At 60.7% G+C, this 14,032-nt stretch carries 12 protein-coding genes; 3 read left to right on the plus strand and 9 right to left on the minus strand.

Annotation, left to right across the window (positions count from 1 at the left end; translation table 11 throughout):
- Nucleotides 1–27 precede the first annotated feature (27 nt).
- From ASG77_RS12145 to ASG77_RS12155, 3 genes are read right to left on the minus strand one after another with little or no spacing between them, the layout of a single operon-like run.
- A complete protein-coding gene (locus tag ASG77_RS12145; RefSeq protein WP_056345810.1) occupies nt 28–966 on the minus strand; it encodes a carbohydrate kinase family protein in 939 nt (312 codons plus the stop codon).
- Nucleotides 963–1,976, minus strand: coding sequence for an adenosine deaminase (locus ASG77_RS12150; protein WP_056345812.1), 1,014 nt, complete (start codon nt 1,974–1,976; stop codon nt 963–965). Before ASG77_RS12150 ends, ASG77_RS12145 begins: the two co-directional genes overlap by 4 nt.
- Nucleotides 1,973–2,920: a nucleoside hydrolase gene (locus ASG77_RS12155; RefSeq protein ID WP_056345813.1), complete on the minus strand. Its 948-nt coding sequence runs from the start codon at nt 2,918–2,920 to the stop codon at nt 1,973–1,975. The genes ASG77_RS12150 and ASG77_RS12155 overlap by 4 nt, the downstream gene beginning before the upstream one ends.
- A 52-nt stretch (nt 2,921–2,972) precedes the next feature.
- On the opposite strand from ASG77_RS12155, the gene ASG77_RS12160 reads away from it, so the two are divergent.
- Nucleotides 2,973–3,914, plus strand: a complete 942-nt coding sequence (locus ASG77_RS12160; RefSeq protein WP_056345815.1) for a ribokinase — start codon at nt 2,973–2,975, stop codon at nt 3,912–3,914.
- A 105-nt stretch (nt 3,915–4,019) separates the two neighbouring features.
- Here the strand turns inward: ASG77_RS12160 and ASG77_RS12165 are convergent, their stop codons facing one another.
- From ASG77_RS12165 to ASG77_RS12190, 6 genes are all read right to left on the minus strand, one after another.
- Nucleotides 4,020–4,982: an SIS domain-containing protein gene (locus ASG77_RS12165; protein WP_056345817.1), complete on the minus strand. Its 963-nt coding sequence runs from the start codon at nt 4,980–4,982 to the stop codon at nt 4,020–4,022.
- Between the two features lie 2 nt (nt 4,983–4,984).
- Nucleotides 4,985–5,869: a PfkB family carbohydrate kinase gene (locus ASG77_RS12170; RefSeq protein WP_056345819.1), complete on the minus strand. Its 885-nt coding sequence runs from the start codon at nt 5,867–5,869 to the stop codon at nt 4,985–4,987.
- Nucleotides 5,866–6,315 (minus strand): secondary thiamine-phosphate synthase enzyme YjbQ, encoded by a 450-nt coding sequence (locus ASG77_RS12175; RefSeq protein WP_156380304.1) that lies wholly within the window; start codon nt 6,313–6,315, stop codon nt 5,866–5,868. Before ASG77_RS12175 ends, ASG77_RS12170 begins: the two co-directional genes overlap by 4 nt.
- Before the next feature lie 84 nt (nt 6,316–6,399).
- The gene (locus ASG77_RS12180) at nt 6,400–7,233 is read right to left on the minus strand and encodes a carbohydrate ABC transporter permease (RefSeq protein WP_056345823.1); all 834 of its coding nucleotides are present in this window, start codon (nt 7,231–7,233) and stop codon (nt 6,400–6,402) included.
- Nucleotides 7,230–8,171: a carbohydrate ABC transporter permease gene (locus ASG77_RS12185; RefSeq protein WP_200950756.1), complete on the minus strand. Its 942-nt coding sequence runs from the start codon at nt 8,169–8,171 to the stop codon at nt 7,230–7,232. The genes ASG77_RS12180 and ASG77_RS12185 overlap by 4 nt, the downstream gene beginning before the upstream one ends.
- Nucleotides 8,172–8,249: 78 nt before the next feature.
- A complete protein-coding gene (locus tag ASG77_RS12190) occupies nt 8,250–9,602 on the minus strand; it encodes an ABC transporter substrate-binding protein (protein WP_056345825.1) in 1,353 nt (450 codons plus the stop codon).
- Nucleotides 9,603–10,130: 528 nt separating this feature from the next.
- Here ASG77_RS12190 and ASG77_RS12195 point away from each other — a divergent pair.
- Both ASG77_RS12195 and xdhB read left to right on the plus strand, forming a co-directional pair.
- On the plus strand, nt 10,131–11,639 hold the full coding sequence (locus ASG77_RS12195; protein ID WP_056345827.1) for a xanthine dehydrogenase small subunit: 1,509 nt from the start codon (nt 10,131–10,133) through the stop codon (nt 11,637–11,639).
- Nucleotides 11,636–14,032, plus strand: a complete 2,397-nt coding sequence (xdhB, locus tag ASG77_RS12200) for a xanthine dehydrogenase molybdopterin binding subunit (protein WP_056345829.1) — start codon at nt 11,636–11,638, stop codon at nt 14,030–14,032. Before ASG77_RS12195 ends, xdhB begins: the two co-directional genes overlap by 4 nt.

Here is a 14,032-nt window from a genome sequence, read left to right on the forward strand (position 1 = left end):
CCTCTTGTTGTCATATTGTTAGATCCTTTATAACAATAGCAGCCGCAGGTCCTTCGTGTTCGCGGCAGCCGACCGCTGCCGCACCAGGCTGCGCTGTTCCGGGCCGGTTGAGGGAAGGCTGAATTGTCCTATGACGAGGCTCGCGACGGCTGCAGCCGTCCGTGCTGCAGCAGCGGGATCTCCCTTGGATGCGAGTAATCCGACGAGGGCCGCGCCGCTGTAGGAGTTGCCACCGCCAGTGGGATCGATCACCGACGTCGGAACGGGAGCAAAGGCCAAGGTCTCACCGCTTCGAATAAGCAGAGAGCCGTGCTCACCTAGCCGCAGGAAGACCAGGGGTGCTGCTTCCCGCAACCGTTCCACTGCCTCGGACAGCGAATCCGTGCCCAGCAGGGCACGTGCCTCTGTCCTGTTGATCGAAAAGACATCCACCATTTGCAGAATGCTGCGGACGGAATCCCACTGTTCCGGAGTGCACGCCGCGGCCGAGATCTCCCAAAGGAGGGTCACGTTGTGCGTCGAGCGGTAGTTGCCCACCGCCCGCCAGTACTCCGGATCCGCGTCGTGGAACAGATAGACTCCTTCCAATCCGGCCCACGATTCGGGAATATCAGCGGGCATGGGCGTCAATGCCTCAAAATGGGCATCTCCGTGCTGCGGGGTTTCGATGCGTTCGCCGTCTTCGAAGTACCGCAGTGTGGAGCGGGGGCTTGGTCCTTGAACGCCGGCAAGCCCCTCCACCGATATCCCGCGATCAACGAATTCCGCGGCGATCTGGCTGCGATCCGCCAAGCCCACTTTTGCAACAATTCCAACCTCTCCATCGCTCGCCGCCAGGGCTGCACCGAGTGCGGCATAGGCGCCGGCTCCGCCCAGATGTCCCGGATCCTCTCGACCGTCGGCATGGACGATGTCATCGATGATCACGTGCGAGAGGATGGCGTACTTCACGTGGCTGCTGCTCATGCTGCGCCTTCCCACTGGTCAATGAGTTCGAGCAGCGCCTGCTTACGGTCCGTTGGAGCGAACGCGGCCCTGATGGAATTCCTGGCCAGTTGGGCTGCCGTGGCGTCATCGAGTCCGAGGGCAGAGTCCACTGCGACGAAGTTGTCGCCTACGTAGCCTCCAAAGTAGGCCGGATCGTCGGAATTGACAGTTACGATCAGTCCCTCGTCAAGCATCGCCAGCAGGCCATGGTCGGCAAGATCCTGTACGCAGCCGAGGCGGACGTTGGACAGTGGGCAAACGGTCAACGGAACAGCGTCCCGAACCAGCCGGCGGACGAGTTCGGGGTCCTCCATGGCGCGAATTCCGTGGTCAATCCTGTCGACTTTCAGTGCGTCCAGGGCCCCGTTAATGTACGACGGCGGGCCCTCCTCGCCTGCGTGGGCAACGGCCCTGAGGCCGAGCGCCCGCGCTTCGGCAAAGATGGGCGCAAAGGGCCCCGGAGGGAAGCCCACTTCGGCCGAATCGAGCCCTACGGCAACGAACCGCTCGGGCCGCTCTTTGGCCTTTGACCAGACGTCTTGCGCGGTTTCCAGGGGCTCGTCCCGGAGGAATGAGAGAATGAGGCCGCCGGAAATTCCGTGCTCCGTCCAGGCTTCGCCGATCGCTTGGTGGAGACCTTCCACGACCTCGTCGAAGTCCACTCCCCTGGATACGTGGGCCTGGGGATCGAAGAACATCTCGACGTGGCGGACGCCCTGTTCCTTGGCTTTCGCGAAATAGCTGCGCGCAAGGTCTGCGAAGTCCTCGCGGGTTCTCAGGACAGCCATGCACTCGTAGTACAGATTCAGGAATGACTGCAGATTCTCGAAGGCGTATTGCTGGCTGAGGTCCGATTCATCCCGGTAAGGCAGCTCGACGCCATTCCGCCTGGCCAGTTTGAAGACAAGCTCCGGCTCCAAGGTGCCCTCGATGTGAAGATGTAGTTCTGCTTTGGGCAGTTGAATCAGGCGGCTCTTTGTGACGCTCATGCGGTGAGCCCGTCAACGAGGAAGTCAAGGAAACGTCCAAAGTCAGCATCGGCTGCCGCCCGGATGCGAGGCAGGTCGGTCCAAGCGTGATGGTTGCGGATGTCTGCAACGGTCATTCCGAGGGTCAATTTCCCTTCGGTCTCCACTCCGCAGTAGATCTCCTCAAACCGGACGATTCCAGGGTCCACAAGATCGGCAATAACCATTGAATCGATCAGTGCGCAGTAGGACTGGTACTCCCGGTCCCGAACAAACTTCACTATGTCTGCCGCCAAGCGGGCCTCGGGTTTGTCGCTGCTCCGCAGCCTTCCCAGCCGTTCGTCGCTGAGGTTGATGTCGATGTGCGTGGCGACGTCCAAGCCGATGCAGCGCAGTGGGAACCCTGCCCGGAAGACAATGTCCGCGGCTTCTGGATCCACGTAGACGTTCCATTCGCTGGCCGGGTTGTCACCTGTTGCCTGAGTGAACGCGTATTTGGTGAATCCGAAGGAGCCGCCCAGAAAGACCAATTCGCTGACCTTGGACGGCAGCTCCGGATCCAGTTCAAGGGCAAGTGCCAAGTTGGTCAGTGGGCCAGTGAACGCCAGGGAGATGTCTCCGGCGTGCTCGTTGACGGTGCTGACAATGACCTCTGCGGCGGTGCGGGCATCGAGGGGAAGATTCGGTTGGGGGAGCCCGGTATTGCCCAGTCCGTCGTCTCCGTGCGAGAAGGGATCGCGCGGGTAGTCGCGCACCAGTGGTTTGAGTGGCCCCTGAGCCACGGGAATGTCCACTTTGCCCATGAACTCAAGGATTTTTCGGGCGTTGATGGAAGTGTGGTCGGCAGTCATGTTGCCGGACACGGTCGTGACGGCGCGAACGTCAAGGTTCGGGTGCTTCAACGCGAGGATGATGGCCAGGGCATCGTCGATGCCCGGATCGCAGTCGATCAGAATGTTCTTCATCGTGACTCCGTTCTCTAGAATTGTACGTTGTTATAACTTTATAATGACTTGCATGAGTGAACAAGAGCGTGACTTGGAATTTCCAGCCGTCCGGACGGGCAATGTTGTCGTGGTGGGGAGCCTGAACGAGGACTTGGTCATATCTGCCGTCCAAGCACCAGGCCCTGGCGAGACTCTGATGGCCCGCGGCCACAGCAAGGGGCTCGGCGGCAAGGGGGCCAACCAGGCTGTCGCCGCGCGCCGAATGGGTGCTGCCGTTCAGATGATGGGCACCGTAGGCGGAGATCCAGTGGCTGCACGTTTCTATGACTGCCTGTCAGCGGAGGGCGTCGGAACTGCGCTGCTGCGGCAGGCCCACAACGAATCCACTGGATTGGCAGTCATCGTTGTAGAAGCGTCCGGCGAGAACCGGATTCTGGTGAGTCCCGGCGCGAACCGCGCCACGATCACGTCGGGGGAGGCCGCGGAAGAGATCGCTAAGGCAGATGTGGTCCTTGCCCAGCTGGAAGTTCCGACGGAGGCAGTTCTTCAGGCCTTCGGAGCAGCCCAGGGCGTCCGTATTCTGAACGCGGCACCAGCCGGTCCGCTTTCCGCGGAACTGTTATCCGCCGTCGACGTCTTGATTGTCAACGAAAGCGAGCTCGCAGCCATTGTAGGTGCCGACGCTGAAGCCAAAAGCCTTCCGGAGGTCACCGCCCAAGCCATCCGTCTGACAACGTCGGCCACCATTGTTGTCACTCGAGGTGCCGCTGGATGTGCCATCTTGACGCCCGGCGAAGCGCCCATATCAGTCAAAGCGCCGCGTGTGGATCCAGTCGACACCACCGGCGCTGGTGACTGCTTTTGCGGGACCGTTGCAGCGGGACTGGCCATGGGGCAGTCACTCGTGGAAGCGGTGGCCCTCGGGGTAAGGGCTGCTTCGATGTCGACTACTAGAGCCGGTGCCATCGCTTCCCTGCCGTACCTTTCCGAACTCCAGCCTGCCGTTCGTTAAGCCGTCCTTTGACGCATTCTTTTGCGGATTCCCGGAACAACCGGAAAACAGTGAAGCGGGGGCTCCAGGCCATCAGCCTGGAGCCCCCGCTTTGGTATGGTTCCGTTATTCGGACAGCTTGATGTGGCTGGCATCCATATTGACGGCGCCACCGCGGAACGGCGGGCGTCCCCAGGCGAGGGCGGCATGGTAGGCCACAAAGGCACCGAACGACGCCGCTGCTATGTCCCGGCTGATGGATGAAACGGCGCCCGACGATGGGGCAAGGCTGCTGAAGTCAATAAGGACGACGTTCTGTCCGTTGGCAGCCAGCGCCACTTCAAGTCGCTCGTGCCGGGCCTTTCCAACGCCGCCCAGAAGCTGGATCGTCAGCTGCTCCTGGGGTCCAATGAAGTAGTCAACGTGGCCGCTTTCCTCAAGCGGAACAACCCTTGCAACTACTCCGGCGGCTTCGATCAGCTTCAGGGTCCAGAAATCTCCGGCACTTCGGAGGTCCGGCAGGGTCAAGACTGAAATTCCCGCGGGTGCTGTATCGCCAAAGCGTGCGGTCACTGCGGGAATAGCCGACTCAAGCTCCCGGAGGACCTTGGCGACTTCTCCGGGTCCATTCGAGACATCGGCCCCGCAAACTGCCGCAACACCCAAAGCCAGCATGATGTGCCCTGCGGATGGAACCGCCTCGCTGACAGGCAGTGTGGGGACGATTTGGACTGCCTCAGCGGCCGCCGCGATTGGCGAGTCGGGGTTGGACGTGATGGCAATCGTGTTAAGCCCCTGGTCGCGGGCCTTCCGCAGAGCCTTCACCGTTGCGCCGGAAGTCCCCGAGTGGGAGATGCCAACGATGGTGTCAGCCCGCGCCGGCAATTGGTCTGTCCAGGTGATGTCACCCGATGACATGGAACGGTGCCCGAAGTTGTGGGCAACGAGCCCTGACGCCAAAGAGTCGCCAGAGCCGACGAAGACCGCGTTGCCCAGAGGTGCGCTTTGCTCCAGGGGAGTAACGGACTCTACACGGTCCAATGCCTCCAGCAGGTCGGCCAGGCTTTGTTTTGTCTCGATTCCAGACACTGTTAGAGCTCCTTTGTAATGAGTGTTTCGTAGGGACGGGTTAGTGGTTCGTCCCTGAGTAGGCCGGCATGGCCCCAATCGGAAAGTATGAGTCGGGCCACGCTGGCGCCGAAGGCCGCTGCTTCGACAAGGCTGGACCCGCCAGCCAGAGCCGCGACAATTGCTGCTGCTGATGCATCGCCGGCACCTATCGTGTCCACCACGCGGACCTCAGGATCCTGTACGCTCCACGCCCGGTCGCCGTCGACGACAAGCAGTCCATCAACGTCGAGTCGTGCAATGACCGGAACGCCCGTAGCCAGAGAAATCATGACGGCGGCATCCCCAGGATCCTGGCCTGGTTGTGCGAGCTGGACCCGGCTTGGCAGGAGCACGGTGGCTTGTTCGGCCATCGCGAGCCAGTAGTCGAGGCCATGCCGCATGACTTCCCGCTGGTCCGGATCCACGCCCACAACACGCGCCCGCTTCGATGACGGCCGGGACATCTGCGGTGAAGATAACAGTAGTCCCTCCAGCCCTCTGTAGAACTCGTCTGGTGCGGTGCCCGCCGACTCCTCGTGCTCTACCTTCCCGACAACTTCCAGCCCATCCGGGCTCGCGGTTGGCAGGATCCGGCGGCCTTCTGTGGAGTTGAGGATCCACAACCGGCTTGCATATGGAGTTCGGGCGCAGAATTCCATAGCCACTCCGGCGGAACGGAAGAGGGATTCGAACGTCGGTTCGTCGTCGGGAAGGGCGGTGTGGAGCCGGACCTGTGTGCCCGCAACTGTGCGTGCGCCCAGTGCGGCAAACAGGCCAGGGCCACCGAGGACGCGGAAACGGACTCCCGCGCCCTCCGTGACCAGGTGGTCAACGCTCAGACCACCGGCGATGCCGACCGTCGTCATAGTCCAACTGTGCTGACAGAATGGTGGATGGTCCGATCCCGCGGGCCGTCGAGTTCGAGCAGGTAGATGCCCTGGCTGTGGCCGATCGCGAGCTTGCCGTCAATGACAGGCACGGAAAGCGAGTTGGTCCCGAAGACAAGCCTGACGTGGGCAGCAGCATCCTGCGGCCCGTCGTGGAGGTGAACGAAGGGGCGATCCACGGGTACTTGGCTTTCGATAAACAGTCGGATATCGGCCAAGGTCGTGCCATCCACTCCGCTGTTGAAGATCAACGTGCATGTCGTGTGCGGGATGAAGACATGGAGTTGCCCGTCCTGCATGCCGGCTGGGATCTTTTCCCGCAGCGCAGGCGTCAGATCGGTGTAGCCGGTCGGTGCTGCGAAGCCTTCGGCAGGCTTGGTGTTGACAGTGAAGTTTTCCCATGTTCCGGGAGCTTTGGTGGACAAGAAAGTATCCTTTCGGGTGAAGAGCACAAAGCGCTCCAGTGGTTGCAATTGTTGGTTTTCCTGCAGTTCGTTCGAGAGGTTGCACTAGCCCTTCACGGATCCGCTGGCGAGCCCGTCCACCACGTACCGCTGCAGCGCTATGAAGATGGCCAGCACCGGGACGATCAGAATCATGGCGCCAGCCATCATGACGCCTAGATCTGTACTGAACGTGCCGTTCATGGACAGGAAGCCCAAGGTGAGAGTCTTCGTACTTGAGTTCTGCAGGAAAGTGGAAGTAATCAGGAACTCGTTCCAGGCGTTGAGGCCCACAATCACGCCTACCGTAATCAAGCCGGGGCGGACCACGGGGAACAGGATGTGACGGATGAGCTGGAAGGTGTTGACGCCGTCGACGAAGGCAGCCTCTTCAAGCTCCGCCGGGACGTTGAGGAAGAATGTTCGCATCATGAACACGCCGAACGGCATGTTGATTGCCGCGAGCACCACGCCAACGGCCGGGACGTTGTCCAGCAACCCCAACTGGGCAAACCCCGAGTACAGCGGGAACAGGAACAGCTGGATTGGCACGGTCATGGCCATGGTGAAATACACCATGATGACAGGCCAACTGCGGACCTTCTTGCCAGCCAGGACATACCCAGCCAGTGAGGACAGGACAAGAACAACAACAACCGTCGTGGCGGTCAGCACCAGGCTGTTCATGAAGCCCAGCCCGAAATTGCCATAGGACCATGCGTCGATGAAGTTCTGGAAGTTGAACCCGGTGGGCAAGGAGAGTGGATCCTCGGTGACGTCAGCGCTGTTCTTGACGCTGTTGATGGCGACCAGTGCGAGGGGCAAGATGGCGATCAGGGCGAAGATAACGAGGACGACGTGTCCGGAGATGGCGTTGAATTTGCGCGAGCTGGTGTTCATTTGGAGAGATCCCTTCGGCTGAGCCAGGTGTAGACGAAGGACGCGACGAGTCCGAAGAAACTCATGATGAGGCCCACGGCTGCCGCCTTGCCGAATTGGAAGCTGGAGAAGGCAAAAGCGTAGGCATACGTGCCCATGACTTCGCTCGAGTGCGCCGGTCCTCCCTGTGTCAGCAGATAGACGTAGTCGAACGCCAAGAAGGAGAAGATCACGATCATCACGCCCATGAGGAGCAGCGTCGCTCGGATATTCGGCAGGTATACGTGCCTGAAGATCTGGAACGCATTGGCGCCCTCCACCATGGCTGCCTCTACCTGCTCCACCGGGGTCTGGCGCATGGCACCCAGGTAAATGACTGTTAGGAAGCCCCAGTAGTGCCACATGTCCACGCCGGCAACAGCGTAGATTGACATGTCCAGGTTGGCCAGCGGTGGCTCGATGCTCATTCCACGGTCGCGCAGGTATCCGACTACGCCGCCATGCGGGTTGTAGATGATGCTCAGCCAGACCATGGCGTTGACTACGGGAGCCAGAACGTAGGGCATCAGATAGATGACCTGATAGAGGGTCCGGGTCTTCTTCCGCCTGAGAAGCAGCGATGCTGTCAGCAACCCAAGGGCAACGGGGATCGTCAAGAAGAGCAGGACCCACTTGATGTTGTTCCCCAGTGCAGTGTAGAAGGTGGGGTCGTTGAAGATGTCGGTGAAGTTGTCCGTTCCCACGAAGTTGGCGCTGAAGCCCAGCCCGTCCCAATCCGTGAACGAGGCAACGGCCGTCAGGATGCCGGGAACCACAACGACGACGATTGACAACAGCAGCGCGGGAGCCAGAAGCAGGTAATTGATGATGGTGCGGCGCCGGTGGAACGTTTTCCGGGATCGGACGCCCTGCCGTGCGTCGAGTGCATTCCTACTTGGGGTCTTGAGTGAAAGAGTCACAATTGAACCGTCTTATCTTGGCTTCGCCGCCGGGGTAGGCCAGGGATCGCTCCTACCCCGGAAGCTAGGGTGATATCGCTACTTCGGCTCCGGTACCGGTGGAACCAGTCCCTTGGCCTTCTCCTCGGCGAACGTCGCGTCGACCTTCTTGAGGAAGTCCCCTGTTGAGGTCTTGCCGAGCCATACGCTGTCGATGTCGTCGAAGGCAGTGGCCGTGGCGGGCGGGAAGAACGTGCCGGCAAAGAAGCCGTAGTGTCCTTCGTTGACGCCGCTGATCATGTCCTTCATGGCCTGCACGTAGGGCTTGGATAGGCCGGTGAAGTCAGACGGGTTGGCATCCAGTTTCTTCAGGGGCACCGCCCAGTAGCCAGGCCAGGTCTTGGTCATGTCGACCGAGAACTTCTCGGTCATCATGTAATCGATCACCATGGCCGCGCCGTCCTTGTTCTTTGATGCGTTATTGATGGACAGGGAGGCGGTGGATCCCAGCGTGTAATTGGGGGATGCCAGCGAAGAGTTCACGTTGGGGAAGGGGATGAATCCGAGGTCACCGGCGTTGCCGTTCTTCTCGTTGAACGAGTCGGTGGCGAACTGGAACGCCAGGCTTGGGCCGAACATGAACGGGGCCTTGCCCTGGGAGAGCAACTGCATGGATTCGACGAAGTTCAGGTTGAAGTAGTCCTTCCCGGCCAGATACCCCTTCCCGTAGAAGTCCTTGGAGGCATCGATGGCCGCAGCAATCTTCGGGTCGGTCCACGAGGTCTTGCCCTGGAGGGCGTCATACACGGTCTTGCCGCCGGCCACGTGCGTGAGGAACAAGGACGCGTAGTTCTGATTTACCGGCTTCCAACCCTTGTTGCCGGTGACTGATGCGTACAAGCCTTGACTCTGGGCTTTGTCCATCACTCCATTCAGTTCTGCTGTGGAGGTGGGAACGGCTACTCCGAGCTTGTCCAAGACGGCCTTGTTATAGAAGACGCCGATGTTATTAAGCGAGTTGGGTAGCGAGTAGAGTTTCCCGTCCACCGTGCCGGACTCGTACATCGGGTCCAGGATGCGGTCCTTCCAGCCGTATTTGTCCGCGTAGGGCGTCATGTCCGCGAGCTTTCCCTTGGCTACGTATGCGGCCGCGAAAGCAGGGCCGGAGCCGTACACCACATCGGGACCTCGGTTGGCCGCCAGCGCGACTTCCACGTTTTTGTCGACGGCATTGTCGAAGGTCACCTTGAGTTCGTACTTGTCCTGGGAGCTGTTGAAGCCGTTTACCAGGACGTTTTGCATTTCCTTCTGGTGAGCCGGTGGCGCTCCCCAGAACCACATCTCAATCTGCTGTTTGCCGCTGGCCGACCCGGACGGGCCGCCACACGCGGACAAGATCAACGCAGCAGCCGCAGCACCGGCCGCAAGTACTGAGTTCTTGAAGATACGCATTGCACATCCTTCTGGGACACACGCCACACGCACTTGGAACCACGTGTTCTTTGAGTTTCCCACTTGGGAAACCAGGAAGAGAAGCGATCTAGTCTCCATCGTTGAGTTCATCCGGGTCACTGACATCCCGAATAAGACTACTTGTATTGATATCAATACCTTATGTCCTTACTCACAATCGTGTCAATGGTTCTTGAAGTTCGCAAATGGTCGCGGGAACGGGGGTGGGCCACCCGGGCCGGGGGATTTCGGGTAGTGGGAAGCCTTCGCTCCGGACGAAAGTACTGTTATTATGATCACTAGACGTATCTAGCTCATGTGTGGTCGTGGTCACGCGTTTTGAGCAATGACAACTGTGGGTCCAGCTACGGCAAGGCAGGGACCAAGGCGCTGCGTTGAGGGCAGCCTCGAGGCAATGTGCCGGACGTTTGCAGGAAGAACTGGACAAAATCTGGAGGCAGCGCGTCCATTGACGCAGGATCCTCGCACTCCACATCGCACATACTTCCAAGGATTTAGGAGACGAACATGGGTGACATTCAGATAACAGTCAACGGTCAGATCCGCGATGGTGACGGAGTGGGTCCGCACGTGCGGTTGCTTGAATGGCTCAGGGCTGAGGGTCTCACTGGAGCCAAGGAGGGCTGCGCGGAGGGCGAGTGCGGCGCTTGTGCCGTCATGGTGGTCCGTCCGGACAGAGTCGACGAAAGTCGATGGACGTCCTTGAATGCCTGCCTGCCTCCTGCCCTAGCATTCGACGGCCAGGAGATCGTCACGGCTGAGGGCCTTGCCGCGGACCGCGGGCCATTTGCCGCCGGCGATCTGCACCCGGTTCAGCAAGAGATGGCGACCCGGGGTGGCTCCCAATGCGGCTATTGCACGCCAGGCTTCGTTTGCTCCATGGCTGCCGAGTACTATCGGCCCGAGCGTGGCAGGCATGCAGGTGCCTCCGCGGAAAATGCAAACACCCATGCCGGTGGGGACCATGCCATGGAGTCGGAATGCGGACCAAACGGATTTGATCTGCACGCACTCAGCGGCAACCTTTGCCGATGCACGGGCTACCGCCCTATCCGTGACGCAGCGTATGCGCTAGACGCCCCCGACGAGGCAGATCCCTTGCTGAGAAGGCAGTCCGAGGCAGCCCCGGCCGCCCGGCCGACGACCGCAACCCTCGGCAATGCGGCCTTCGCCCGTCCTGTGACCTTGGAAGACCTCTTGGAACTATTGGCTCAGAATCCGGAGGCGAAGCTCGTGGCGGGGTCCACGGATGCCGGCGTGGAGGTCAATCTCCGGCATGACAGGCCGTCTCTGACGGTCGCGATTGACCGCTTGGAGCCGCTGCGGGGCCTCGAATTCAGTGGCGACTGGATTGAAATCGGTTCCGCACTGACACTGACAGAAGCGGAACGCGGGCTCGCGGGCCGGATTCCACTGTTGGCTCAGATGTTTCCTCAATTCGCTTCCCGTCTGATCCGCAATGCGGCAAGCCTCGGAGGAAACCTTGCCACGGGATCTCCAATCGGCGATTCGGCGCCGGCATTGCTGGCCCTGGACGCATCCGTCCTGCTTGCCTCGGTGCGAGGTGAGCGTGAAGTAGCGTTGGCCGACTACTTTACCGGTTACCGCCAGAGCGTACGCCAACCCGGCGAGTTGCTGCGTGCGGTGCGCGTCCCCCTTCCGTTGGCGGAGCATACGGCTTTCTACAAGATCGCAAAACGCAGATTCGACGACATCTCCAGCGTCTCCGTGGCTTTCGCCATGCAGCTCGAGGGAGATGCTGTTTCCTCCATAAGGATCGGTCTTGGAGGCGTAGCTGCCACACCGATACGCGCCTCCCGCACAGAGGAAGCGCTGCTGGGCCAGCCATGGACCCCCGAGACCGCGCAAGCCGCAGCGTCAATGATGTCCACTGAAGGTTCACCGATCGATGACCTCAGGTCCAGTGCCGCCTATCGCTCAGCAATGCTTGGAAACGCACTGCTGAAGTTCCAGGCGGAGACCGCATCTGCCCCGAGCACGGAGGAGAACCGATGAAGCCCTTGGCCGAACGTCCCGTCAATCCCGCAGTAGGAATGGCTGTGTCTCATGAGAGCGCTGACCTTCACGTGACCGGGATGGCGTTGTACACGGACGATCTCATCTTTCGAAGCCAGAACGTGCTGCATGCGTGGCCGGTGCAGGCTCCCCATGCCCACGCGCTTGTTACGTCCCTCCGGACCGAACCGGCCATGTCCATTCCCGGTGTGGTCCGGGTCCTGACCGCTGCGGATGTGCCGGGTGTCAATGATGCCGGCATCAAGCACGATGAACCGCTGTTTCCTACGGAGGTCATGTTCTATGGCCACGCCGTCTGTTGGGTGCTCGGCGAGACTCTCGAAGCCGCACGTTTGGGGGCCGAAGCTGTTGAAGTTCGCTATGAACCTCTACCGTCAATAGTGACGCTTACGGAGGCCATCGAGTCCGGGAGTTTCCAAGGCCATCGCCCGACGGTCATGAGGGGGGATGCAGATTCCGCCTTGCACGCTGCATCGCACCAGTTCAGTGGTGAACTCGAATTTGGTGGCCAGGAGCACTTTTACCTGGAAACCCACGCTTCATTCGTGCACGTTGACGAGGGCGGCCAGGTGTTCGTCCAGTGCAGCACCCAGCACCCGTCGGAAACGCAGGAAATCGTGGCGCACGTCCTGGGCCTCAACAGCCACAACGTGACCGTGCAGTGCATTCGCATGGGCGGCGGCTTTGGCGGAAAGGAGATGCAGCCCCATGGGTATGCAGCCATCGCTGCCCTGGGCTCAGTACTGACGGGTCGCCCCGTACGCCTTCGCCTCAACCGCACGCAGGACATAACGATGTCCGGCAAACGGCACCCCTTCCATGCGCGCTGGGAAGTCGGATTTGATGACAACGGCCGTATCCAGGCTCTAAAAGCCACGCTTACCAGCGACGGCGGATGGTGCTTGGACCTCTCCGAACCAGTGCTGGCCCGGGCCTTGTGCCACGTTGACAACAGTTACTGGATTCCGAATGTCCTCCTAAACGGTCGGATCGCCAAGACGAACAAGACTTCCCAGACAGCTTTCCGGGGTTTCGGCGGCCCACAGGGCATGCTCGTCATCGAGGAAGTTCTCGGAAGATGCGCCCCATTGTTGGGCCTGGACCCCACCGAGCTGCGGCGTCGCAATTTCTATGTTCCAGGGCAGAGCACGCCCTATGGGCAGCCAGTGCGGCACGCGGAGCGCCTGCCGGGCATCTGGGAAACACTTCTGGAACGCGCAGACGTAGCCCGTCGAAAGGAAAGGATCGACGCATTCAACGCCTCGGACCCCCACAGGCGTCGCGGGCTCGCCATCACCCCCATCAAGTTCGGGATCTCATTCAACTTCACGGCCTTCAACCAAGCCGGAGCGCTGGTCCACGTCTACAAAGACGGCTCCGTCCTGGTCACCCATGGCGGAACCGAGATGGGGCAGGGACTTCACACAAAGATGCGCCAGGTGGCTGCTACGGCCCTGGGCGTGCCGCTTGGTTACGTTCGTTTGGCGCCGACCCGAACCGACAAGGTGCCGAATACTTCTGCCACCGCGGCGAGCTCCAGTTCCGACCTCAACGGTGGAGCGGTCAAGAACGCGTGTGAACAGATCAGCGAACGCCTGGCACAGGTTGCCGCACGCAAGATGAACATCCACCCGGACGAGGTCCGCTTTGTGGACGGCCGCGTTACAGGGATCGGTGTCCCTGAGCAGGACTTTGCCTTCGTCGATCTGGTCCGCGAAGCCTACTTTCAGCGCATACAGTTATCCGCATCCGGGTACTACCGCACCGAGGGTTTGCACTGGGACAGTGTCCGCATGCGAGGCGAACCATTCAAGTACTTCTCCTATGGGGCCTCCGTTTCGGAAGTCGAGGTTGATTCGTTCACCGGCGCTTACCGTCTGTTACGTACCGACATCGTCCAAGACGTCGGAGACAGCCTGTCCCCCCTGATCGACATCGGGCAGGTTGAGGGCGGTTTTGTTCAGGGCGCGGGCTGGCTGACCCTGGAGCAACTCAGCTGGAACGAATCGGACGGGGACCACAGGGGGCGGCTGGCTACCCAATCAGCCAGCACGTACAAATTGCCCAGCTTCTCTGAAGTGCCCGAAGAGTTCAACGTCCATCTCTTCGAGCGGGCCACCGAGGACGGAGCAGTCTACGGGTCCAAGGCGGTAGGCGAGCCGCCGTTCATGCTGGCCTTCAGCGTCCGGGAAGCCCTGCGCCAAGCCGTAGGCGCCTTCGGTTCCCGGGATCATTCTGTGGAGCTCCGGAGTCCTGCCACGCCGGAAGCGGTGTACTGGGCCATCGAGGCCGCCAAGGCCACAACGGCATCCGCGCCTGCGTCACACAGCAGCAATGCCCTGCTGGCGCCATCCGCCGGCCCCGCCCACTGA

It is taken from the genome of Arthrobacter sp. Soil762, assembly GCF_001428335.1.
Taxonomy (GTDB): Bacteria; Actinomycetota; Actinomycetes; order Actinomycetales; family Micrococcaceae; genus Arthrobacter.

Coding starts and splice junctions, on each gene's coding strand:
- ASG77_RS12145 (WP_056345810.1), bottom strand. CDS start 966: ATGAGCAGCAGCCACGTGAAGTACGCCATCCTCTCGCACGTGATCATC.
- ASG77_RS12150 (WP_056345812.1), bottom strand. CDS start 1,976: ATGAGCGTCACAAAGAGCCGCCTGATTCAACTGCCCAAAGCAGAACTA.
- ASG77_RS12155 (WP_056345813.1), bottom strand. CDS start 2,920: ATGAAGAACATTCTGATCGACTGCGATCCGGGCATCGACGATGCCCTG.
- ASG77_RS12160 (WP_056345815.1), top strand. CDS start 2,973: ATGAGTGAACAAGAGCGTGACTTGGAATTTCCAGCCGTCCGGACGGGC.
- ASG77_RS12170 (WP_056345819.1), bottom strand. CDS start 5,869: ATGACGACGGTCGGCATCGCCGGTGGTCTGAGCGTTGACCACCTGGTC.
- ASG77_RS12180 (WP_056345823.1), bottom strand. CDS start 7,233: ATGAACACCAGCTCGCGCAAATTCAACGCCATCTCCGGACACGTCGTC.
- ASG77_RS12190 (WP_056345825.1), bottom strand. CDS start 9,602: ATGCGTATCTTCAAGAACTCAGTACTTGCGGCCGGTGCTGCGGCTGCT.
- ASG77_RS12195 (WP_056345827.1), top strand. CDS start 10,131: ATGGGTGACATTCAGATAACAGTCAACGGTCAGATCCGCGATGGTGAC.
- xdhB (WP_056345829.1), top strand. CDS start 11,636: ATGAAGCCCTTGGCCGAACGTCCCGTCAATCCCGCAGTAGGAATGGCT.